Annotated in this window: 21 protein-coding genes and 2 tRNA genes; 3 read left to right on the top strand and 20 right to left on the bottom strand. The window is 63.4% G+C overall.

The window, feature by feature from the left end; translation table 11 throughout:
• Position 1: 1 nt before the first annotated feature.
• Both AB4Y43_RS21425 and AB4Y43_RS21430 read right to left on the bottom strand, forming a co-directional pair.
• Positions 2-322 carry a DUF190 domain-containing protein gene (locus AB4Y43_RS21425; protein WP_069268183.1) on the bottom strand — a complete coding sequence of 107 codons (321 nt, stop codon included), beginning with the start codon at positions 320-322 and terminating at the stop codon, positions 2-4.
• A 107-nt stretch (positions 323-429) separates the two neighbouring features.
• A complete protein-coding gene (locus AB4Y43_RS21430; RefSeq protein ID WP_069268184.1) occupies positions 430-999 on the bottom strand; it encodes an acyloxyacyl hydrolase in 570 nt (189 codons plus the stop codon).
• A 637-nt stretch (positions 1000-1636) separates the two neighbouring features.
• Here AB4Y43_RS21430 and AB4Y43_RS21435 point away from each other — a divergent pair.
• Positions 1637-3040, top strand: a complete 1404-nt coding sequence (locus tag AB4Y43_RS21435; protein ID WP_368728726.1) for an MFS transporter — start codon at positions 1637-1639, stop codon at positions 3038-3040.
• 91 nt (positions 3041-3131) lie between these two features.
• Here AB4Y43_RS21435 and AB4Y43_RS21440 read toward each other — a convergent pair whose 3' ends face one another.
• The 16 genes from AB4Y43_RS21440 to AB4Y43_RS21515 all read right to left on the bottom strand — a co-directional run bounded on the left by AB4Y43_RS21440 (position 3132) and on the right by AB4Y43_RS21515 (position 18326).
• On the bottom strand, positions 3132-4070 hold the full coding sequence (locus AB4Y43_RS21440; RefSeq protein WP_069268185.1) for a DMT family transporter: 939 nt from the start codon (positions 4068-4070) through the stop codon (positions 3132-3134).
• Between the two features lie 244 nt (positions 4071-4314).
• Positions 4315-4391, bottom strand: a tRNA-Pro gene (locus tag AB4Y43_RS21445).
• A gap of 91 nt (positions 4392-4482) precedes the next feature.
• Positions 4483-4881, bottom strand: a complete 399-nt coding sequence (locus AB4Y43_RS21450) for a MerR family transcriptional regulator (RefSeq protein ID WP_069268186.1) — start codon at positions 4879-4881, stop codon at positions 4483-4485.
• A 127-nt stretch (positions 4882-5008) separates the two neighbouring features.
• Positions 5009-5419: an integration host factor subunit alpha gene (locus tag AB4Y43_RS21455; RefSeq protein ID WP_028204248.1), complete on the bottom strand. Its 411-nt coding sequence runs from the start codon at positions 5417-5419 to the stop codon at positions 5009-5011.
• 91 nt (positions 5420-5510) lie between these two features.
• On the bottom strand, positions 5511-7967 hold the full coding sequence (gene pheT / locus AB4Y43_RS21460) for a phenylalanine--tRNA ligase subunit beta (protein ID WP_368728727.1): 2457 nt from the start codon (positions 7965-7967) through the stop codon (positions 5511-5513).
• Positions 7968-8075: 108 nt separating this feature from the next.
• Entirely contained in the window at positions 8076-9089 is a 1014-nt protein-coding gene (gene pheS, locus AB4Y43_RS21465) for a phenylalanine--tRNA ligase subunit alpha (RefSeq protein ID WP_069268188.1), read from the bottom strand.
• A 223-nt stretch (positions 9090-9312) separates the two neighbouring features.
• The gene (gene rplT / locus AB4Y43_RS21470; RefSeq protein WP_004192938.1) at positions 9313-9672 is read right to left on the bottom strand and encodes a 50S ribosomal protein L20; all 360 of its coding nucleotides are present in this window, start codon (positions 9670-9672) and stop codon (positions 9313-9315) included.
• A 30-nt stretch (positions 9673-9702) separates the two neighbouring features.
• Positions 9703-9900, bottom strand: a complete 198-nt coding sequence (gene rpmI, locus AB4Y43_RS21475) for a 50S ribosomal protein L35 (RefSeq protein WP_004191477.1) — start codon at positions 9898-9900, stop codon at positions 9703-9705.
• 290 nt (positions 9901-10190) lie between these two features.
• The gene (gene infC, locus AB4Y43_RS21480) at positions 10191-10712 is read right to left on the bottom strand and encodes a translation initiation factor IF-3 (protein WP_083245567.1); all 522 of its coding nucleotides are present in this window, start codon (positions 10710-10712) and stop codon (positions 10191-10193) included.
• Positions 10713-10762: 50 nt separating this feature from the next.
• The gene (gene thrS / locus AB4Y43_RS21485; protein WP_368728728.1) at positions 10763-12670 is read right to left on the bottom strand and encodes a threonine--tRNA ligase; all 1908 of its coding nucleotides are present in this window, start codon (positions 12668-12670) and stop codon (positions 10763-10765) included.
• 292 nt (positions 12671-12962) lie between these two features.
• Positions 12963-13039, bottom strand: a tRNA-Val gene (locus tag AB4Y43_RS21490).
• A gap of 86 nt (positions 13040-13125) precedes the next feature.
• A complete protein-coding gene (locus AB4Y43_RS21495) occupies positions 13126-15375 on the bottom strand; it encodes a bifunctional (p)ppGpp synthetase/guanosine-3',5'-bis(diphosphate) 3'-pyrophosphohydrolase (RefSeq protein ID WP_342945945.1) in 2250 nt (749 codons plus the stop codon).
• A gap of 60 nt (positions 15376-15435) precedes the next feature.
• Positions 15436-15789, bottom strand: a complete 354-nt coding sequence (locus tag AB4Y43_RS21500; protein ID WP_069268191.1) for a RidA family protein — start codon at positions 15787-15789, stop codon at positions 15436-15438.
• A 96-nt stretch (positions 15790-15885) separates the two neighbouring features.
• Positions 15886-16779 carry an alpha/beta fold hydrolase gene (locus AB4Y43_RS21505; RefSeq protein ID WP_368728729.1) on the bottom strand — a complete coding sequence of 298 codons (894 nt, stop codon included), beginning with the start codon at positions 16777-16779 and terminating at the stop codon, positions 15886-15888.
• A gap of 170 nt (positions 16780-16949) precedes the next feature.
• A complete protein-coding gene (locus AB4Y43_RS21510) occupies positions 16950-17591 on the bottom strand; it encodes a CoA transferase subunit B (RefSeq protein ID WP_069268193.1) in 642 nt (213 codons plus the stop codon).
• Between the two features lie 15 nt (positions 17592-17606).
• The gene (locus AB4Y43_RS21515) at positions 17607-18326 is read right to left on the bottom strand and encodes a CoA transferase subunit A (RefSeq protein WP_069268194.1); all 720 of its coding nucleotides are present in this window, start codon (positions 18324-18326) and stop codon (positions 17607-17609) included.
• Between the two features lie 257 nt (positions 18327-18583).
• Here AB4Y43_RS21515 and AB4Y43_RS21520 point away from each other — a divergent pair, with 257 nt between their 5' ends.
• Entirely contained in the window at positions 18584-19156 is a 573-nt protein-coding gene (locus AB4Y43_RS21520; protein ID WP_069268195.1) for a LuxR C-terminal-related transcriptional regulator, read from the top strand.
• 47 nt (positions 19157-19203) lie between these two features.
• On the opposite strand, the gene AB4Y43_RS21525 is transcribed toward AB4Y43_RS21520, so the two are convergent.
• Positions 19204-19644 carry a thioesterase family protein gene (locus tag AB4Y43_RS21525; RefSeq protein WP_069268196.1) on the bottom strand — a complete coding sequence of 147 codons (441 nt, stop codon included), beginning with the start codon at positions 19642-19644 and terminating at the stop codon, positions 19204-19206.
• 64 nt (positions 19645-19708) lie between these two features.
• Positions 19709-20488 (bottom strand): SDR family oxidoreductase, encoded by a 780-nt coding sequence (locus tag AB4Y43_RS21530; RefSeq protein ID WP_028204260.1) that lies wholly within the window; start codon positions 20486-20488, stop codon positions 19709-19711.
• Between the two features lie 176 nt (positions 20489-20664).
• Between AB4Y43_RS21530 and AB4Y43_RS21535 the strand changes: the two genes are divergently transcribed.
• On the top strand, positions 20665-21238 hold a 574-nt coding region (locus AB4Y43_RS21535), incomplete at its 3' end, for an NAD(P)/FAD-dependent oxidoreductase (protein ID WP_368728730.1).

Here is a 21238-nt window from a genome sequence, read left to right on the forward strand (position 1 = left end):
GTCAAGCGCCGGCGAGGCGGCCGTACTCGATTGGCGTGCGCGTATAGAAGAGTTCGACGCCGCCCGCTTCGAGCGTGACGAGGAGCGCGTCGATAGAGGGCTCGTCGGCGACGATCAGCACCACGGCGGGCTCGTCGGCCAGATCGAAGAAGTGGGCGGCGTGCATCTTTCCGTGGGCGTCGAGGCCTTCGTAGCCTTCCAGCACGGTGATGCCGAAGACGCCCTGCGCACGCGCGGCGTCGATGATCCACGCGACCGCCGACTTGTGGCCCTTCTTGTGCTTGCGGCTCGTATAGAGCGTGAGTTGACTGCCTGCGGGCATGGGACCTCCATGCAGTCGGAAATCCAGTCATTGAGCGCCGCGCGACAGGCGGCATGCAAAAAATTCTAGCACGCGTCCTGACAGACGCCGGGATGCCCGCTGGCACCCTAGAAGTTGTACTGGAAGTAGATCTGACTGAAGTTCGTACCCGGATTCGGCGCCTTGATATCCGCGTTCGACAAATGCTGGAAGCGGAACCCGGCCTGATAGTTGCCGTGCTCGCCGAACTGCGCACCAACACCGACCATGTCGACGAACTGGAAGGACGTCGACGTCGCGCGATCGGGCGTCTGCCGGACGTGCGAGAGAAAGTGAAAGCCCACGCCCGCCTCGATGAAGGGCTTGAACCAGCCGCTGTCCTTGATGAAGCGAAAAACGGGCGTCACGCCGTATTCCCAGATATGCGAGTAGACGGCGTCCGGCGCATTCAGCTTCCAGTAGGCGACATGCGCTTCACCAACCAGCGTGAAGTGATACCCGCCGATGTGCCACCACTGCAGGCCCGGATCCCACACCAGGCCGAGGTCGAGCTTTTTCACGTCGTGGTCCGCTACGCCCGCTCCAAGCTGCACGCCAAACGTGTTGTCCGCCTGCGCGCCGGCGGCGCCGAGGGCGCACAGCGCGGTGAGCGCCCAACGCACTGCATGAGCGTGCCAGACGAATCTTCTTACTTTCATAGCTTTCCCCGATTCGATCGATTCAGCATGACGCCATGCATCGGGCACAACCACGATTCGCGCAGGTTCGGCACCCGCACAAATCCCATACGAAATGCACTACGCGCTTGTCACCTGGACAGAACAAATAGCATCACGCCCCAATGTTCACTAATGACTGGCGCACATATGAGAGCGAAGTTTAGCGTCGAAAAATCGAACACGCTCGCTGGCGAGCCAACAAATCGCGCCACTGCAAGGCCCTGTGGCTTCAAAATGACTGACTGCCAGCTTTCAGTTTCGATTATTGAGGCGAATAAATGGTGCTCATCGATTATTGACGGAAGGATTTGCGAAATAGGACTCACCTCGTTACCGAATCCGTCTCAATTACGAGCTTTAGATTTACCGGGCATTCAGATCTCTGAATAACGATTTTCAGACTTGCTGGTCGTCCCGATATCCCTCTGCGTAAAACCGGCATGGCGCCTGGACCCGGGTATTCCCGAACTTCGCGGAATGCGCTGCGCAGCTGTACCCAAATTGAGGACAGACAGCGCGCAGGCGCCTCGCATAATCCGCGTGAATTGTGATCCGCGGCAAACAACAACGTCATAACCCTTGCCACGCTCACGTCCCGGTGCTTAGGAGGAGACACATGAGCCCAATCCCGCAAGGGCATGCTTCGCGCGTGCCGCAAACGTCCGCGCAGGCACAGTCAAACTGCGCAGCCGCCACCGAACAAGTCACGCGCAAGGTCTCGCGCCATTTGCTCGGCTTCTTGTTCCTGCTGTTCGTCGTCTCGTTCCTCGACCGCATCAACATCGGCTTCGCGGGCCTGACGATGATGAAGGACCTCGGCCTGTCGAGCACGCAGTTCGGCTTTGCCACCACCCTCTTCTACGTCGCCTATATCGCGTGCGGCATTCCGGGCAATCTGATGCTCGCGCGCGTCGGTGCGCGCCGCTGGATCAGCTTCATCATGATTGCGTGGGGCCTCGCCTCCACCGCGACGATGTTCGCCACCAACGCCACCACGCTCTACTGGCTGCGCATGCTGGTTGGCGTGACCGAGGCAGGCTTTCTGCCCGGCATGCTGCTCTATCTCACCTGCTGGTTCCCGAGCGCGTGGCGCGCCCGCGCCAACGCGCTCTTCATGATCGCGATGCCCGTGACGGCCGCGCTCGGCTCCGCGGTCTCGGGCTTCATCCTCAAACTCGACGGCCATGCGGGACTCGCCGGCTGGCAATGGCTGTTCGTGCTCGAAGGCATGCCGGCCGCACTGCTCGGCTGCGTGGCGTTCTTTTATCTCGACGACACGCCGCGCGCCGCGCGCTGGCTCAGCGCGCAAGAAAAGCGCACGCTCGAAGCCGCGCTCGCCGAGCCGTCCGAGGCCCTCGCTGCGCCTACGGCGCAAGCAGCGAGCGAGCGCAGCCTCTGGCATCAACTGCGCTCGCCCGTGGTCCTGCGCTTCGCGGCGGCGTACTTCTGCCTCGTCAATACGCTCGCGATGGTCGCAGTATGGGCACCGCTGATCGTGAAGGGCTTCAGCGCCGGTGCGAGCAACGTCACCGTGGGCCTCGTCGCGACGATTCCGCAGATCGTCACCATCGTCGCGATGATCGTGTGGGGGCGCCGCTCGGACCGTCGTCAGGAACGCAAATGGCACCTCGCCGCGCCCATGCTGCTCTCCGGGCTCGGCTGCGTGCTGACGGCGCAAGGCGGCGCGCCGCTCGTGCAGTTGCTTGGCGTGTGCCTCGCATCGGCGGGGTCGTACACGGCGATGTCGATCTTCTGGACCACGCCCGATCAGGCGTTCACGCCGCAGGCGCGCGCAGTGGGTATCGCCGTGATCAATGCGATCGGCAATATCAGCTCGGCGGCGAATCCGCTCGTGGTCGGCTGGCTCAAGGACGCGACGCACAGCTATGCCGCGGGGCTCATCTATTCCGCGGTGCTGCTCGTGATGGGGGCGGTGATCGTCGCGACGTTGCCGATCGGGCGCGCTGGCCGCAGCGATCGGGAGAAGGAAGTGAAAGCCGCGCCTCGCGCGGCGGCTTGAGCGAACTTCAGAATGCAAATCGCGCGACGGTGAGCGTCACGCGATTTCGTTAAACCGGCGCGCAAGGCAGTGCGTTACGCGCCCTACGCTGCTAGCGTTCCGCGCCTGCGCCGCTGCGGCGCGCGGTGAATCCCGGCAAGCGCTTCACGAAGCCGGTGGCAAGCGCGGTGCCCACAAGAATCGCCGCGCATGCCTCGACCATGCCCATCGACACGCGCTCGCCGAGAAAGAGCGCGCCCCACAGAATGCCGAAAATCGGGATCACGAACGTCACCGTGATCGCGCGCGCCGGGCCCACCGCTGCGATCAGGCGGAAGAACAACAGATACGCGATGCCCGTGCACGCCACGCCAAGGCCGAGCACCGCGCCCCATGCATGCAGCGAGATGGGAGTAGCCGGCCAGGTTGCCACGGCGAACGGCGCGAGCACGAGCGTCGCGCCCGTCATCGTCCCGGCGGCGACCGTGAGCGGATCGACGCCCGTGAGATGGCGCTTCGTGTAGCTCGCGGCAACGCCATACAGCGCCGCAGCAACGAGCGCCGCGAAGGCGGCAAGCGCGGCGCTGGTGGATGATGCGCCGTCGCCGGCGTGCGTCACGACCTGATCCCACACCAGTGCGAGCACGCCCGCGAAGCCGATCGCGAGCCCGACCACGCGCAGGCCACTCAAACGATCCTTGAGCCACACATACGCGACGACCGCGCCCCACAGCGGCGTGGTCGCGTTGATCACAGACGTGACGCCCGCGGAGAGCGTGAGTTCGGCCCACGCGAAGAGGCAGAACGGCGCGGCCGAATTGAGGATGCCGACAATGAAAAGCGGCCACGCGCGTTCGCGCAGCGTGCCGAGCGCCTCGCGCGCGGGGCGGCGCGAAAACAGCACGAGCAGCAGGAACAGCGCGCCGATGCCGACGCGCAACGCCATCAGCGGCGCGACGCCGAAGTCGGTCACGCCGACGCGGATGAACAGAAACGACCCGCCCCACAGGGCGGCGAGGAGGACCAGTTGCGCGAGTTCGATCGGGTTCATGTGAGGTGGCGCTGAGTGAGCACAGGGTTGCGCGCGGGCGCGCGATTGCACGAATCACCGGCGCGAAGGTATGCGTATCGTAAGGCGAGCGGCACCCGCCGTATAACGAAGGATTCTCACCGATATGTGAGAAAAATTAACAGCCGGATCTTGCGGTCTCGTTCGTGTGCTGTGCTTCTCGTTTTCTTCGCGGCGCACAAAAGACAAAGCCCGCGCAATCTTTCGACTACGCGGGCTCTATTTCTGGTCGGGGCGAGAGGATTTGAACCTCCGACCACCTGCACCCCATGCAGGTACGCTACCAGGCTGCGCTACGCCCCGAGAGCTAGAAAGTATAACAGAGAGTTTCCCTAATTAGAACCGCTTCGCACGTAATTCGTGAACGACTCACATATGCCTTCAGCGGGGTGTTTCAGCGCCCGAGCAGATCGAGCACATGCAGCAATTCCTTGCGCAACTGATCGACGTCCACGAGGGCGGTCTTGCCTTCGGCGACCGGTGCCCCCACGGTTTCCGACTGCCCGGCTTCGTCGACTGCCGCCCCATGCGAGTCGAGCCGATTGCGCGCGCCGTTGATCGTGAACCCCTGCTCGTAGAGCAGTTCGCGAATGCGACGGATCAGCAATACCTCGTGATGCTGGTAATAGCGACGATTGCCGCGCCGCTTCACCGGCTTCAACTGCGTGAACTCCTGCTCCCAATACCGCAGTACGTGAGGCTTCACGCCGCACAGCTCGCTCACCTCGCCAATGGTGAAGTAGCGCTTGGCGGGTATGGGAGGCAAGACGACCTTTTCGCTTGTCGATGTCATCGCCGGGTTGCCGTCGTGGGGGTTGCGCAATGAGGCGTCGCCGCCTGGGTCCTTGAAGTCCGCTATTTCTACTTATACGTTCACGCCCGCCAGATTGCCACCAGCGCGGGCAAACAACCTCAACGCATCAACGCGGGAAGCTCGCCTCGGCACCGCTCTCCACGAGCGCCTTCAACTTCTGGCTCGCATGGAACGTCACCACGCGACGCGCCGCGATGGGTATCGCCTCGCCCGTCTTCGGGTTGCGGCCGGGTCGTTGCGGTTTGTCGCGCAACTGAAAATTACCGAAGCCGGACAGCTTCACGCTGTCGCCGCTTTCAAGCGCGTCGCGAATCACTTCGAAGAAGGCTTCGACCATGTCTTTCGCTTCGCGCTTGTTGAGACCGACGTTGTCGAACAGCAGCTCAGCGAGTTCGGCTTTCGTCAGCGTGGGCGTGTCGTTCGTGGCGCTTGCCGACGAGGCAGGAATGTCGCGAATCATGGCGCTACGCTGTGCCGCAAGAAGGGCTTCGAAATCACTCGAGTTCATTTCGTTCATCTATCTATGCAATGGCGCGCTGCCGGTTGCGGGGTTGACTTGCCACCTCGCAAACCGGAAGCCGATGTCGGTACGTGAAGAGCCGAGAAGCTTATCCGCGCAACCGGGCGCCATACACTCGAGCCAGGCGATCCACCAGGGACTTGATGGCCGTATCGACCGTTTCGTCCTGAAGGGTTCCGCCAGTATCTTGCAGGGTCACCCGGAAGGCAAGGCTTTTCTCGTCCGCGCCAAGTCCGGAAGTATTTGATTTTGCACGAAATTCATCGAAAAGCGCAACCCTCTGCACAATCCGGCAAGGCTCGTCTTGCATGCCCTTCTGGAACTCGTCGAGCAGCGCTTGCACCTCGATCTTTTGATCGACAACGAGAGCGATGTCACGGCGGACCGGCGGGAATTTCGAGACTTCGCCTGGCGTCGGCAGTTCGCGCGCCATCAGTGCGTCGGCCTCGACCTCGAAGAGCATCGGTGCATGCGGCAGGTCGTACTTCTGCATCCAGCGCGGATGCAGCTCGCCGATCCAGCCCACGGCACGGCCATCGACTTCGATGCGTGCGCTACGTCCCGGGTGCAGCGCGGGGTGCTCTGCCTTCACGAAACGCGGCGTCTTCGCGGCGCCGAGCGATGCGAACAACGCTTCGAGATCGCCCTTCACGTCGAAGAAGTCCACGCCGCGCGTCTGCGCGCCCCACTGCTCTTCGAGCGCGGGACCGTACGCGAGCGCGCCGATCATCTTCGGTTGTGCGAAGCCTTCCACCGTCATCTCGCTCGCCTTGATCGACGGATCGTGCAGGAACACGCGGCCCGCCTCGAACACGCGCACGCGGTCGGCGCGGCGGTTGAGGTTGTGGCGCAGCACGTTGACGAGGCTGCCGAACAGCGTCGTGCGCATGACCGAGAGCTGGTTCGCGATCGGGTTCAGCAGCTTCACGGGATTCGCGTTGCCCGCGAAGTCCTGTTCCCATTCGGCATCGACGAAGCTGAAGTTGATCGTCTCGGCGTAGTCGCGCGCGGCGAGCGCGTGGCGAATGGCGTGGATCGAACGGCGCGTTTCGTAGGTGGCGCGCATTTCGCTGCGCGCCACCGGCGGCAACGCCGGAATCTTTTCGAAGCCGTAGATACGCGCGACTTCCTCGATCAGGTCTTCTTCGATCTCGATGTCGAAGCGGTACGGCGGCGGCGTGACGATGAAGCTCTCGTCGCCCGCGTTGTCAACGCTGCGCGTGAACGCGAGGCCGAGGCGAGTGAAAATCTGCGCGATCTCGTCGGCACTGATCTTCACGCCGATGATGCGGTTCGCGCGCGCCACGCGCATTTTCACCGCTTCGCGCGTAGGCACGTTCACGGTTTGATCGTCGATCGGGCCGGCTGCGCCGCCGCAGATATCGAGGATCAGCTGCGTGATGCGCTCGATGTGCTCGACAGTCGTCGACCAGTCCACGCCGCGCTCGAAGCGATGGCCTGCATCGGTCGAGAAGTTGTAGCGGCGCGAGCGGCCACGAATGCTGTCCGGCCACCAGAAGGCGGCTTCGAGATAGATGTTCGTGGTGTCGAGCGTGACGGCCGTGCTGTCGCCGCCCATGATGCCCGCGAGGCTTTCGATCTCGCGGTCGTCGGCGATCACGCCCACGGTTTCATCGACTTCGACGGTATTGCCGTTGAGCAGCCTGAGCGTCTCTCCTTTACGGCCCCAGCGCACGTCCATCGAGCCGTGGATCTTGTCGAGATCGAACACGTGCGACGGACGGCCGAGTTCGAGCATCACGTAGTTCGAAATATCGACGAGCGCCGAGATGCTGCGCTGGCCCGAACGCTCGAGGCGCTCGACCATCCACATCGGCGTCTTCGCGTGCGCGTTCACGCCGCGGATCACGCGGCCCGAGAAGCGGCCGCACAGGTCCGGCGCCGAGATCTTCACGGGCAGCTTTTCATCGAGCTTCACTTCGACCTTCGGATACACGGGCGCCTGCAGCGGCGCGCCGGTGATCGCGGCCGTTTCGCGCGCGATGCCATACACCGAAAGGCAATCGGCCTTGTTCGGCGTGAGCTTGATTTCGAAGATGGTGTCGTCGAGATTCAGCGCTTCGCGGATGTCCTGGCCGATCGGCGTGTTTTCCGGCAGGATCATCAGGCCGCTGTGGTCTTCCGAGAGCTTCAGTTCACGCGCGGAGCACAGCATGCCCTGGCTTTCCACGCCACGCAGCTTCGAGAGCTTGATCGCGAAAGGCTTGCCGCCTTCTTCGGCGGGCGGCAGCTCGGCGCCCACGAGCGCCACGGGCACCTTGATGCCGGGCGCGACGTTGGGCGCGCCGCATACGATCTGCAGCGTCGCGCCGGTGCCGGCATCGACTTGCGTGACGTTGAGCTTGTCCGCGTCCGGGTGCTTGACGACTTCGAGCACACGGCCCACGACGATTCTCGTGGTGGGGGGCGCCGCCGGGCTCAGGCCTTCGACTTCGAGGCCGGCCATGGTGAGCGCGTGGGCCAGTTCATCGGTCGTGAGCTTCGGATCGACAAAGCTTCTCAGCCAGGATTCGGGGAATAGCATTTGGTTTTACGTTCCAGACAGATTGTGACCGTCGCGTAGGCGGATGCTCGCGCACCTTCTTCAGATGCTGCGTCCGCCTCGCGCACTGCAAGCGAATGCGTCGCCGCTCTACGCGAACTGACGCAAAAAGCGCAGATCGCCTTCGAAGAACAGGCGCAGGTCCTGCACGCCATAGCGCAGCATCGTCAGGCGTTCGAGGCCGCTGCCGAACGCAAAGCCGATGTAGCGCTCCGGGTCGAGGCCCATGTTGCGGATCACGGTCGGATGCACCTGGCCCGAGCCCGAGATCTCGAGCCACTTGCCGGCGTTCTTGCCTTGCTCGAACATCATGTCGATTTCGGCCGACGGCTCCGTGAACGGGAAGTACGACGGACGGAAGCGCACCTGAATGTCGTCACGTTCGAAGAACTTCTTGAGGAAGTCCGTGTAGACACCCTTCAGGTCTGCGAAGCTGATGTTCTCTTCGATCCACAGACCTTCGACCTGATTGAACATCGGCGAGTGCGTGGCGTCGCTGTCCACGCGATACGTGCGGCCCGGCACGATCACCTTGATGGGCGGCGTGTGCGTGCGCGCGTAGCGCACCTGCATCGGACTCGTGTGCGTGCGCAACAAAAGCTGACGGCCATCGGCGTCCTTGCCGTCCACGTAGAACGTGTCCTGCATGGAGCGCGCCGGATGGTTCTCCGGGCTGTTGAGCGAGGTGAAGTTGTACCAGTCGGTTTCGATCTCCGGACCGTCGGCCACGTCGAAGCCGATCGAGCCGAAAATGCGCTCGACGCGTTCCCACGTCTGCATCACGGGGTGCAGGCTGCCCGTGCCCGTGCCGCGGCCCGGCAGCGTGACGTCGATCGCCTCGGCGGCGAGACGCTGGTTCAGGAGCGCGTCCGCGAGCGCCTGGCGGCGCGCGGTGAGCGCGGCTTCCACTTGCTGCTTGACGGCGTTGATGCGCGCGCCTTCGGTCTTGCGCGTTTCCGCGTCGAGCTTGCCGAGACCCTTGAGCAGTTCGGTCAGCGCGCCGGACTTGCCGAGAAAGCGGGCCTTTTCGTTTTCAAGCGTGTTGACGTCGGGGGCGGAGGCGAACGCGCTTTGCGCGTCGGCGACAATCTGGTCCAGATCCATTGATCCCATCTTTTCAGCGTCAGAGTTTGAGACTTGGAGCCTCTCCGCGCTCACGGCACGCCATGATGACGCCTGGCAATGACGGCGCGAAGACACTCCATGAAGCGGCGCAAGAAGCGTAATTACCAACAAAAACGGGGCTCGGTGAGGAGCCCCGTTTTTGTTGCAGCATCACCGAGACTACCGGAATGTCTGCTGCAACGAACCTGCGCAATACCTGCTATCAGGCAGCGACGGCGGCCTTCACCTGCTTGACGATCGCAGCAAATGCAGCCTTGTCGAACACAGCCATGTCAGCCAGAACCTTGCGGTCGAGTTCGATCGAAGCCTTCTTCAGGCCGTTGATGAACACGCTGTAGGTCATGTCGTGCTGACGCACCGCCGCGTTGATACGCGTGATCCACAGTGCGCGGAACACACGCTTCTTGTTGCGGCGATCGCGGTAGGCGTACTGGCCTGCGCGCATGACCGCCTGCTTGGCGATGCGATAGACGTTATTGCGACGGCCGCGGTAACCCTTGGCCAGGTTGATGATCTTCTTGTGGCGGGCCCGTGCGGTAACCCCACGTTTGACTCGAGGCATGTTTCGCTCCTATGAGTTATCGGTTGAGGATTACGCGAACGGCAGCATTGCGCGCACGGAGTTCAGATCGGAATCATGAACGGCCGTTGCACCACGCAGATGACGCTTGTTCTTGGTGGTCTTCTTGGTCAGGATGTGACGCTTGAAGGCTTGACCGCGCTTGACGGTACCGCCCGGACGAACCACGAAGCGCTTTGCAGCGCTCTTCTTGGTCTTCATCTTCGGCATGACAGACAACTCCATTATTTGATGGACATGGGTGTGCGGTTGGCGCAGTGTTCACACACCTTGCCGGGACTCCGCCCTTCGAAACCCACTCCACTTGTTTTGGCGACTGGCTGGCTTTTGAAAACAAGCTCGCCGCCGCTTCCAGGAAAAACGCCCGTTTGCCGCACTTCACGTGCAGCGCGCGGGCGCCGTTCCGGAACCTGCTTGCCGCCTCCTGCGCCTGGGCGCCGAAGACGTCATTGAAAACTGCATGTTGACCGCCGCGCAGGTCGAACCGCGCGGCACGCCAGTTACTTCTTCTTCTTGGGCGAGAGCACCATGATCATCTGGCGCCCTTCCATCTTCGGCATTTGCTCGACCTGACCGACTTCTTCGAGGTCGGTGCGCAGGCGCTCGAGCATACGCATACCGATTTCCTGGTGGGCCATTTCGCGGCCCCGGAAACGCAACGTGATCTTCGTTTTGTCGCCATCGTCGAGGAAGCGGATGAGATTACGCAACTTGACGTTGTAATCGCCATCGTCTGTACCCGGGCGGAATTTGACTTCCTTGACCTGGATGACCTTCTGCTTGAGCTTGGCCTCGTGCTGCTTCTTCGATTCCTGGTACTTGAACTTGCCGTAGTCCATGAGGCGGCACACGGGAGGCACCGCCTGCGGGGCAATTTCAACCAGATCGACGTCCTGCTGTTCCGACATGCGGAACGCATCGGCCAGTTTTACGATGCCGAGCGGCTCGTTCTCGATTCCGACGAGACGCACCTCGGGTGCAGTGATTTCACCGTTGATGCGATGCGACTTATCCGTAGCGATGTTACGTTTCCTCTAAAAATTAAAAAAACGAGCCGCGCTGCCGCAGTGGCTTACCTGAACGTCTTGATGTCTTCCGCAAGACGCGCTGTAAAGGCATCGACGGGCATGACACCCAGATCGACGCCGCCACGGGCACGCACGGCTACCGTTTGTGCTTCACGCTCCTTGTCGCCGACGACAAGCAGGTATGGGACCTTCTCAAGCGTGTGCTCGCGTATTTTATAGCTAATTTTCTCGTTGCGCAAATCGGCCACCACTCTAAGCCCTTGTTTTTGCAACGATTGGACCAGATTCGCGGCATATTCGGCCTGACTTTCCGCGATATTCATCACAACGGCCTGCACCGGAGCGAGCCACGGCGGCATCGCGCCGGCATGGTGCTCGATCAGAATCCCGAGGAAGCGCTCCATCGAACCGAGGATGGCCCGGTGCAGCATGATCGGGCGGCGGCGGCTGTTGTCCTCGGCCACGTACTCGGCGCCAAGGCGCTCCGGCAGGACCATGTCCAGCTGCAGCGTGCCGCACTGCCACGAGCGGCCGAGCGCGTCCTTGATGTGGTACTCGACCTTCGGACCGTAGAACGCGCCCTCGCCCGGCAGTTCTTCCCACTGCAGACCGCAGGCCGTGAGCGCCTCGCGCAGGCCCTGCTCGGCGCGATCCCACGTCTCATCCGTCCCCGCGCGCGAATCCGGGCGCAGCGAGAGCTTGATGTCGATGTGATCGAACCCGAAATCCTTGTAAATGCTCATCGCCAGCGTGTTGAAGGCGATTGACTCGCTGATGATCTGATCTTCCGTACAGAAGATGTGCGCATCGTCCTGGACGAAGCCGCGCACGCGCATGAGGCCGTGCAGCGCGCCCGACGCCTCGTTGCGGTGGCACGAGCCGAACTCCGCGTAGCGCAGGGGCAGATCGCGGTACGAGCGCAGGCCATGGTTGAACACCTGGACATGGCCCGGGCAGTTCATCGGCTTGATCGCGTAGTCGCGCTTTTCCGACTCCGTCGTGAACATGTTTTCACGATAGTTCTGCCAGTGACCCGACGCTTCCCAGAGCGAACGGTCCATGATCATCGGCGTCTTGATTTCGTCGTAGCCGGCCAGGCGCAGGCGGCCGCGCATGTACTGCTCGACCTGCTGCCAGAGCGTCCAGCCCTTCGGGTGCCAGAACACCATGCCCGGCGACTCGTCCTGCATGTGGAACAGGTCGAGCTGCTTGCCGAGCTTGCGGTGGTCGCGCTTTTCGGCCTCTTCGAGCATGTGGAGGTACTGATCCTGGTCTTCCTTCTTCGTCCAGGCCGTGCCGTAGATGCGCTGCAGCTGCTCGTTCTTCGAGTCGCCGCGCCAATATGCACCCGCGACCTTCATGAGCTTGAAGACCTTCAGCTTGCCCGTGGACGGCACGTGCGGGCCGCGGCACAGGTCCGTGAAGCCGCCGTGCGAGTACAGCTTGATTTCCTCGGCGCCCGGAATCGACTCGATGATCTCGGCCTTGTACTTCTCGCCGATGCTCTTGAAGTAGTCCACGGCTTCGCCGCGCGTGACGACGCGGCGCGACACCGGCTCGTCCTTCTTCGAGAGTTCCTGCATGCGCTTTTCGATCTTCTCGAGATCTTCGGGCGTGAAGGGGCGGTTGTAGGCGAAGTCGTAATAGAAACCGTTGTCGATGACCGGTCCGATCGTGACCTGCGCTTCCGGATACAGCTCCTTCACCGCGTAGGCGAGCAAGTGCGCCGTCGAGTGACGGATGATGTCGAGGCCGTCGGCGTCCTTGTCCGTGACGATGGCGAGCGATGCGTCGCGATCGATCAGCGTCGACGTATCGACCAGTTCGCCGTCGAGCTTGCCGCCGAGCGCCGCCTTGGCGAGGCCGGGGCCAATCGAAGCCGCCACTTCGGCGACCGTGACGGGATGATCGTACTGTCGAACCGAACCGTCGGGCAGACGTATCGCAACCATGTTTTTCTCCAGAAGTGCCGCGCAGGCACATCGTATTGTTCGTGGGGAACAGACCGCGGAAAACTTCGCAGCGAAAAAAAATGCGGCCCCGCTTTCGAGGGGCCGCATTCACTTTTCAAACCTGACTGCAGAGGCGAAAGAGGTCCTCGACTAGCGTCGCTCCGAAGTAGTTTCGGTAAACGTTCGCGGTGTCATAACCGTATTCGCCTTATGGCTGCTTCCTTTGCAGGCGCAGCGCGCTGTGTGCATTTACTGCCTTGAGCCCCCGGCAAAGCCAGGGATTCGATTTCGTTGGTAGGCTCGATTGGACTCGAACCAACGACCCCCACCATGTCAAGGTGGTGCTCTAACCAGCTGAGCTACGAGCCTGAAGAAGGAAGATTATATGAAGTAGCCACAGACTTGGCAAGCATTTTTTGCAGCGCGGCAATCTTTGCCTGCCTCGTCTGGCCGCCTCAGCCCCTGCGCGACGCCCGCTGCACGCCGCCCACCTCACCGAGCAGCACGCAGGCGCGCTGGATCTGCGCCGAACTCGACACTTCCACCGTGAACTGCATGTACGCCGCATTGCGGCGAGACTGCGTCTTCACGCCGATCACGTTCATCTTCTCGCGCGCGAACACTTCGGAGATGTCGCGCAGCAAACCCTGGCGGTCGGTCGCCTCGATCGAGATGTCGACCGGGTAGACCGACTGACCGCGCCCGCCCATCACGTCGGCGGACCACGTGGTGTGCAGCACGCGCTCGGGCGCGCGGGCGGCCATGCGCCGGAAGGTCGGGCAGTCGCTGCGATGGATCGACATGCCCTTGCCGCGCGTGACGAAACCGCTGATCGCGTCGGGCGGCGCGGGCCGGCAGCAGCGCGCGAGCTGCGTAAGGAGCGCGTCCACGCCCACCACCAGCACGCCCGACGATCCGCCATGCGCGACGTTCGCGCCGCTCGCGCGCTTGGTGAGCTGCTCGGGCGTCTCCTCTTCGGGCTCGGCCGCGGGCGCGTCGTGCAGCGCGTGCTCGACGTTGCGCAGGCTGAACTCTTCCTTGCCGACCACGCTGAAGAGATCGTCGGGCGACTTGAAGCCCAGCTTGGCGGCGAGCTGATCGAGACTGACCGACGTGCGGCCCTCGCGCTGCAGCGTCTTTTCCACCATCGCGCGGCCGTTGGCGATGTTTTCCTGCGCCTCGATCGCGTTGAACCACGCGCGGACCTTCTGGCGCGCACGCGGGCTCTGGAGATAACCGAGCTGCGGATTGAGCCAGTCCCGCGACGGGCCGCCCTCTTTCACCGAGACGATTTCGACCGTCTGGCCGTTGCGCAGCTGGGTATTGAGCGGCACCATCGCGCCGTCCACGCGCGCGCCGCGGCAGCGATGGCCCAGTTCGCTGTGCAGGTGATAGGCGAAGTCGAGCGGCGTTGCGCCCTGCGGCAGCGCGATCACGCGCGCCTGGGGCGTGAGGACGTAGATGTGGTCGTCGTCGAGGGTGGCCTGGCGCAACTGCTCCCACGGCTGGCGCCCATCCGACACATCGTCCTTCCAGGCGAGCAGCTGGCGCAGCCACGCGATCTTCTCGTCGTAGCTGCTGCTCGCGCTGAACTGGCCGCCGTAGCCCTTCGCACCGGCTTCCTTGTAGCGCCAGTGCGCGGCCACGCCGTATTCGGCGAACTGATGCATCTCGTGCGTGCGGATCTGCACTTCGAACGCGCGGCCGTCGTCGCCGATCACGACCGTATGCAGCGAGCGATAACCGTTGGGCTTGGGCCGCGAGATGTAGTCGTCGAATTCCCTCGGCACCGGCTGCCAGAGGTTGTGCACGATGCCGAGCACCGTGTAGCAATCCTTGATGTCGGGCACGATCACGCGGAACGCGCGCACGTCGTAAAGCTCGGAGAAGTCGATCTCCTTGCCGCGCATCTTCTTCCAGATGCTGTAGATGTGCTTGGGCCGCCCGCTCACCTCGGCCTGGATATGCGCAGCGGCAAGCTCGCTCTGCAGCCGCGCGATCGCCTCGGACACGTAGCTCTCGCGCTCCACGCGCTTTTCGTCGAGCAGCTTTGCGATGCGCTTGTAGGTATCGGGCTCCTGGAAGCGGAACGCGAGGTCTTCGAGTTCCCACTTCAGTTGCCAGATGCCGAGGCGGTTGGCGAGCGGTGCGTAGATTTCGAGCGTCTCGTGCGCGATCTCGGGCGCCGGCTTGATCTTCGCCGCCGCATAAAAGCGCAGCGACTGCAAACGCGACGCGAGCCGGATCAGCACGACGCGAATGTCCTGCGCAAACGCGAGCAGCATCTTGCGCAGCGACTCGACCTGCGCGCGCCGCGCCGCCTGGGCGTCGCGACTTTCGCGACCCGCTTCGGGCACGGCGTGCTGCGCCGCGCGCAGGCTCACGGTGCCGAGCCGCAAGAGCTTGCGCACGTCGAACACGAGCTTCGCGACTTCCGCGCCGAAGCGCGCTTCGAGCGCGCCTTCCGGATCGTCGAGATGCGGCGCGAGATTGAAGAGCGCCGCGGCAAGCACCGCAGGCGGGTCGACATTGAGCCGGCTCATGATGACTGCCGTGCCCTGCGCATGCTCGATGAGCGGCTCGCCCGTGGAAAGACGTGCGTCGCCGGCGTGCTCGCGCACGAACGCAAGCGCGTCGTCGAGCGACGGCAGCGCGCCGGGATCGGCGGTAACCGCGGGGGAAGGAGGAACGGTGTCGCTACTCATGAGGCGATGCCCACCGGCTTGCCGGACAGGCGACAACGAAAAGGATCCAACCAGCTGCGCTCAATCGCGCTGCGCAGCCACCACGACGATCTCGACCAGGCATTCCGGATTCGCGAGCTTCGCTTCGACCGTCGCGCGCGGCGGCGTCGCGCCTTGCGCAACCCACTTGTCCCACTCGGCGTTCATGCCGGGGAAATCCTTCATGTCGGCGATATAGATCTGCACCGAGAGCAGCAGCGACTTGTCGCTGTTCGCCTCACCCAGCAGACGGTCGATGTGGCCGAGCACTTCGCGCATCTGGCCGCCGATGTCTTGCGTCGTGTCTTCGGCGATCTGGCCAGCCAGGTAGACGGTGCCATTGTGGATGGCGGTTTCCGAGAGACGCGGGCCAACGTGGTGACGAATGACTGCCATGAAAATTCCTGTTGAGAAGTGAAAAACGGTCGACTTCCGGACCAGCACGATCCGGTGCGCATCGGCGCGCGCCGGAATATGCCGGCCAATCTCATATTATGACGCGCGAAGGACCTCGCCGTCGAAGAAACGGCGCGCGATCGCGATCTGGTCGGGCGCGAGGAAGGCCGGCGCGTGCCCGACGCCCTCGATTTCGACGCTCGATACCTGGCGCCCGGTCGCGACCATCTTCTCGACGGTTTCACGCGAAAGCAGGTCCGAAAGCGCGCCGCGCACGACAAGCACAGGCCCTTCGAACGCGGCGAGCGAGCGCCACAGGAACTTCTCGCCCTCCTCGTTCTGCTCGGGCGTGAGCGACTTGAAGGGCTCCGCAATGCGCGGGTCGTACCGGTAGCGCCACTTGCCTTCCACTTCATGCAGCAACGGCGTATTGATCTCGCGCCATTCATCGGCACTCAGCGGACCGAACGAGGCCGCGAGAAGCGCCGCGTTGTCGATGCCTTCCTGGAGCGTAGCGAAAGACCCGCCTTGCCCGACGTACTCGCCGATGCGCGCGAGCGACGCGGGTTCGATATGCGGCCCGACGTCGTTGAGAAGCATGCGGCCGATGGGCGCGCCCGGCAGCCCCGCGAGCGCCATGCCGATCAGGCCGCCCATCGACGTGCCGAACCAGTCCACCTTCTCCACGCCGGTACGCGCGATCAACGTCACCATGTCGGCCACATACTGCGCGACGCCGTAGCCGCGCGGGTCGAGCAGCCACGATGACAGCCCCCGCCCTGCCACGTCGGGGCACACGACACGATACCGGTCGGCCATCGCGGCCGCGAAGCGGTCGAAGTCGCGCCCCGAGCGCGTGAGTCCATGCACGCACACGAGCACGCGCGGGTTGGCGGGGTCGCCCCACTCGGTGTACGCGATGCGGTGCAGGCCCGCGGGACTGAGACACTGGACGTATTGCTGGCGCGGCACTGCGGTCGATTCGGTCATCGCGGAATCCTCGCTCGAAGGCGCATCAAGGCTTTCGGCCGATTGTAAACGGCTTTGCCGCACGGCATCGTCGGTCAAGCCGCACGCGGACCGTGCGCACGCCATGCGCAAAAACGAAACGGGCGAGACTGAAGTCTCGCCCGCCGCCAATCGTGCTTACGCGACGACGTTCAGCCCACGGCGCTCACGTCGAGCGGCGCGCCGGTCTTCGCCTTGATCTCGTCGATCGTGACGCCCGGTGCGAGTTCGGTCACCTTCAGACCCGCATCGCTCACTTCCATCACGCCAAGGTCGGTGATGATGAGATCGACCACGCCCACGCCCGTCAGCGGCAAGGTGCAGGCCTCGAGGATCTTGTGCTGGTCGCCCTTCGCGACGTGCTCCATCAGCACGACCACGCGGCCGACGCCCGCCACGAGGTCCATCGCGCCGCCCATACCCTTGATCATCTTGCCGGGGATCATCCAGTTGGCCAGGTCGCCCTTCTCGCTCACCTGCATCGCACCGAGGATCGCCAGGTTGATGTGGCCGCCGCGAATCATCGCGAACGAGTCCGCGGACGAGAAAATCGACGAGCCCGCCAGCGTTGTCACGGTCTGTTTGCCGGCGTTGATCATGTCGGCGTCCACTTCGTCTTCGGTCGGGAACGGGCCGATGCCGAGCAGGCCGTTTTCCGACTGCAGCCACACTTCCATGCCCGCGGGTACATGGTTGGCCACGAGCGTGGGCAGCCCGATGCCGAGGTTCACGTAGAAGCCGTCCTGCAGTTCCTTCGCCGCGCGCGCGGCCATTTCGTCACGATTCCAAGCCATGGTCGGTCTCCTTCCTCAGTTGCCCGCGGGTTTGCCAGCTGCGGCGCGCACGGTGCGTTGTTCGATGCGCTTTTCCGGGTGCGCGTTGAGCACGATGCGCTGCACGAAGATGCCCGGCGTATGAACGGCGTCCGGATCGAGTGCGCCGTTCTCGACGATCTCTTCCACTTCCGCCACGGTAATCTTGCCCGCCATCGCGCACATCGGGTTGAAGTTGCGCGCCGTGCGGCGGAACACCAGGTTACCCGACTTGTCGGCCTTCCATGCCTTCACGAGCGCGACGTCTGCCGTGAGCGAATGCTCGAGCACATAGTGCTTGTCGCCGAACTGGCGCGTTTCCTTACCTTCGGCGATCAGCGTGCCGAAGCCGGTATTCGTGAAGAACGCCGGGATGCCGGCGCCGCCCGCGCGCAGCTTTTCAGCCAGCGTGCCTTGCGGCGTGAATTCGAGTTCGAGTTCGCCCGACAGATACTGGCGCTCGAATTCCTTGTTCTCGCCCACGTAGGAGGAGATCATTTTCTTGATCTGGCGCGTCTCCAGCAGCAGGCCGAGGCCGAAGCCGTCCACGCCTGCGTTGTTGCTGATGCAGGTGATGCCCTTCACGCCCGTATCGCGCAGTGCGGCGATCAGGGCTTCGGGAATGCCGCACAGCCCAAAACCGCCAACCGCGAATGTCTGGCCGTCCTTGACGATGCCCTCGAGCGCGGCAGCCGCGCTTTTATAGACCTTGTTCATCAGTGTGTCCCTTCCTCGAATGGAAATCCGCCAATCCGGTTTGTCGCGCGGACGTCTGGCGCGTCCGGATGTTCAATTCTAGTCATGCCCCGGCGGCGCTGCCGTGAAGCCGGCAGCCCGGCCGGGCCGTGCGCACGGGCCCAAACGAGCCGCGCGAGCCTGGAAAACTGCCCCTCCGATGGGTGCAAAGCGTACGCTGGCCCCCTGTTGCGGCACAATACGCAAAACTACATAAAGCAATACCCGCACCGTCCGCCATGGCTGCTCCCACCCAATCCGTCGAACGCTCCGCGCTCGACTACCAGACCGCGTTCCATCTCGCGCCCATCGGCCTCGTACTGGCGCGCGAGCGCACCATCGTCGACTGCAACGACCAGGTCGCCGCAATCTTCTGCTGCGTACGCGAGGCGCTGATCGGCCAGTCGTTCCAGGTGCTCTACCCTTCCGCGGACGAGTTCGAGCGCATTGGCGCACGCATCCCGCCGATCATGACGGCGCAAGGCAGCTATGCCGACGACCGCATCATGAAGCGCGCCAACGGCGAACTCTTCTGGTGCCACGTCACGGGGCGCTCTCTCGATCGCGCCGAGCCGCACGCGGCGGGCGTCTGGACGTTTGAAGACCTGAGCGCGACGCGCCGCGTGGCCATCGAGCTCACGCCGCGCGAGCGCGAGATCGCCGCGCAGCTCGTTACGGGCAAGACCAGCAAGCAGATCGGGCGCGTGCTCGATATCAGCCCGCGCACCGTGGATGTCTATCGCGCGCGTCTCATGCGCAAGTACGACACCGGCAACGCCACCGAGCTGCTGCAGCGGCTGCTCGGCCAGTAAGGACGCCAGGGCCGCGCACTGCGGGGCAGCGCGCGACATCGGGGCGCTCAGCCTATCCGGTCGGACTTCACCAGTCCGGCATGCTCGATGGTGGCGCGCAACATATCGGGAATCGGCACCGATTTGCCTGCCGCGTAGTCGATCCACACACAGCGCGCGTTCCCGCGTGCGTAGAGCGTGTCCGGCTCGTCGGCGCGGCGCAGCTCGAAACCGGTGTCGAAGCTGCTGCGGCCGGGCTGGCCGACCGTCATCGTGCAGACGATGTCGCCGGGGTAATGCAGTTGCTTGAGAAATTCCATCGAAGCATTGACGATCACGGGGCCCTGTCCGTCGCCGCTCTCGGAGGCCACGCCCAGATGCTCGAACCAGGAAATGCGCACCTGCTCCATGTAGCGGAAATAGACCGTGTTGTTCACATGGCCGAACGCATCCATGTCGCCCCAACGGATCGGCATGGTCATTTCAAATACGGGGTGGTAGTCACTCATTGCACTTCAACTTCGTGTTGTTGCGGAAAACAGAATGCCGGGCGCCGACCGGACTCGCCTCAGTTCAGGTGAGCCCGAAGCCGTCGTCGGCGGTGATGATCGAACCGTTGATGAACGACGACTCGTCGGCGGCGAGCAGCAGCAGCAGGCCGTCCAGGTCTTCGGGTTTGCCGACGCGGTGGCGCGGCAGCATCGAAACGAGCTTTTGCCCCTGCTCGGTCGACCAGTGGTGGTGGTTGATCTCCGTGTCGATGTAGCCCGGGCAGATCGCGTTCACGTTGATGCCGTGGCGGCCCCACTCGAGCGCCATCGCCTTCGTCATGTGGACGACCGCGGCCTTGCTGATCGCGTACAGGCCGATTTGCGGCAGCACACGCAGTCCCGCCACCGAAGCGATATTGATGATGCGGTAGGCCGGCTTCGGGCCGCCGCCGTTGCCGCGCATGATCATGCGCTTGGCCACTTCCTGGGCCACGAAGAAGGCGCCGCGCGTGTTGGTGTCGAACACGTATTCGAAGTCGGCGGGCGTGACGTCGGCGAGCTTTTGCGTCGTGGAGACGCCCGAGTTGTTGACGAGGATGTCGATGGTCCCCGCCTCGGTTTCCGCGTGCGCGACCGCCGAGCGTATGCTCTGGTAGTCGGTCACGTCGAGCGAAACGACGTGCGCGGCGCCCCCGCTCGCCTCGATTTCGGCGCGCAGTTCCTTGAGCCGCTCCACACGACGGCTCGCCAGCACGACCTTTGCACCCGCCTGCGAGAGCACCTGCGCGAAACGCTTGCCGAGCCCGCTGGAGGCCCCCGTGATCATCGCGACCTTGCCTTCCAGATTGATCGAACGGCCCATTTCCGGTTCCTGTTCAGAAGTAAATAAGCGCCAGAACGCGGCGGGGTCGGCCCGCCAAATCTGACGCCAAAGAATAGAACGGTCGTGCTAATGTTAGCCTGTTGGGTTGCGGCACGGGGAACGTTACCCGACAATACGAACCCGAAAAAAGCATTCTAATGGCAAGAGGAGCATTGATGACCCCCGCAAGTCTTTTAGAGCAATACGGTCCACGCGAGTCGATGGAATACGACGTGGTGATCGTCGGTGGCGGTCCCGCCGGGCTGTCTGCCGCGATCCGCCTGAAGCAGCTGGCCGCGGAAAAAGGCACTGAGATCGGCGTCTGCGTGCTGGAGAAAGGCTCGGAAATCGGGGCGCATATCCTCTCGGGCGCGGTCATGGATCCGCGTGCCCTGAACGAACTGATGCCGGACTGGAAGGAGCAAGGCGCACCGCTGAACGTGCCCGTGACCGAGGACAAGTTCCTTTTTCTTTCCGAAACGGGGGCTAAGGCTGTGCCGAACTGGGCGCTGCCCGACAACTTCAAGAACCACGGCAACTACGTCATCAGCCTCGCGAACGTCACGCGCTGGCTGGGCCAGCAGGCCGAAGCCCTGGGCGTGGAAATCTTCCCCGGCTTTCCGGCTGCCGAAGTGCTCTACAACGACGACGGTTCCGTGAAGGGCGTCGCCACCGGCAACATGGGTGTCGGCAAGGACGGCGAGCCCACCGAAAACTTCCAGCTCGGCATGGAGCTGCACGCCAAGTACA

It is taken from the genome of Paraburkholderia sp. BR10872, from assembly GCF_040965835.1.
Classification (GTDB): Bacteria; Pseudomonadota; Gammaproteobacteria; order Burkholderiales; family Burkholderiaceae; genus Paraburkholderia; species Paraburkholderia nodosa_A.

Coding starts and splice junctions, on each gene's coding strand:
- AB4Y43_RS21425 (WP_069268183.1), bottom strand. CDS start 322: ATGCCCGCAGGCAGTCAACTCACGCTCTATACGAGCCGCAAGCACAAG.
- AB4Y43_RS21430 (WP_069268184.1), bottom strand. CDS start 999: ATGAAAGTAAGAAGATTCGTCTGGCACGCTCATGCAGTGCGTTGGGCG.
- AB4Y43_RS21435 (WP_368728726.1), top strand. CDS start 1,637: ATGAGCCCAATCCCGCAAGGGCATGCTTCGCGCGTGCCGCAAACGTCC.
- AB4Y43_RS21440 (WP_069268185.1), bottom strand. CDS start 4,070: ATGAACCCGATCGAACTCGCGCAACTGGTCCTCCTCGCCGCCCTGTGG.
- AB4Y43_RS21450 (WP_069268186.1), bottom strand. CDS start 4,881: ATGACATCGACAAGCGAAAAGGTCGTCTTGCCTCCCATACCCGCCAAG.
- AB4Y43_RS21455 (WP_028204248.1), bottom strand. CDS start 5,419: ATGAACGAAATGAACTCGAGTGATTTCGAAGCCCTTCTTGCGGCACAG.
- pheT (WP_368728727.1), bottom strand. CDS start 7,967: ATGCTATTCCCCGAATCCTGGCTGAGAAGCTTTGTCGATCCGAAGCTC.
- pheS (WP_069268188.1), bottom strand. CDS start 9,089: ATGGATCTGGACCAGATTGTCGCCGACGCGCAAAGCGCGTTCGCCTCC.
- rplT (WP_004192938.1), bottom strand. CDS start 9,672: ATGCCTCGAGTCAAACGTGGGGTTACCGCACGGGCCCGCCACAAGAAG.
- rpmI (WP_004191477.1), bottom strand. CDS start 9,900: ATGCCGAAGATGAAGACCAAGAAGAGCGCTGCAAAGCGCTTCGTGGTT.
- thrS (WP_368728728.1), bottom strand. CDS start 12,670: ATGGTTGCGATACGTCTGCCCGACGGTTCGGTTCGACAGTACGATCAT.
- AB4Y43_RS21495 (WP_342945945.1), bottom strand. CDS start 15,375: ATGAGTAGCGACACCGTTCCTCCTTCCCCCGCGGTTACCGCCGATCCC.
- AB4Y43_RS21500 (WP_069268191.1), bottom strand. CDS start 15,789: ATGGCAGTCATTCGTCACCACGTTGGCCCGCGTCTCTCGGAAACCGCC.
- AB4Y43_RS21505 (WP_368728729.1), bottom strand. CDS start 16,779: ATGACCGAATCGACCGCAGTGCCGCGCCAGCAATACGTCCAGTGTCTC.
- AB4Y43_RS21510 (WP_069268193.1), bottom strand. CDS start 17,591: ATGGCTTGGAATCGTGACGAAATGGCCGCGCGCGCGGCGAAGGAACTG.
- AB4Y43_RS21515 (WP_069268194.1), bottom strand. CDS start 18,326: ATGAACAAGGTCTATAAAAGCGCGGCTGCCGCGCTCGAGGGCATCGTC.
- AB4Y43_RS21520 (WP_069268195.1), top strand. CDS start 18,584: ATGGCTGCTCCCACCCAATCCGTCGAACGCTCCGCGCTCGACTACCAG.
- AB4Y43_RS21525 (WP_069268196.1), bottom strand. CDS start 19,644: ATGAGTGACTACCACCCCGTATTTGAAATGACCATGCCGATCCGTTGG.
- AB4Y43_RS21530 (WP_028204260.1), bottom strand. CDS start 20,488: ATGGGCCGTTCGATCAATCTGGAAGGCAAGGTCGCGATGATCACGGGG.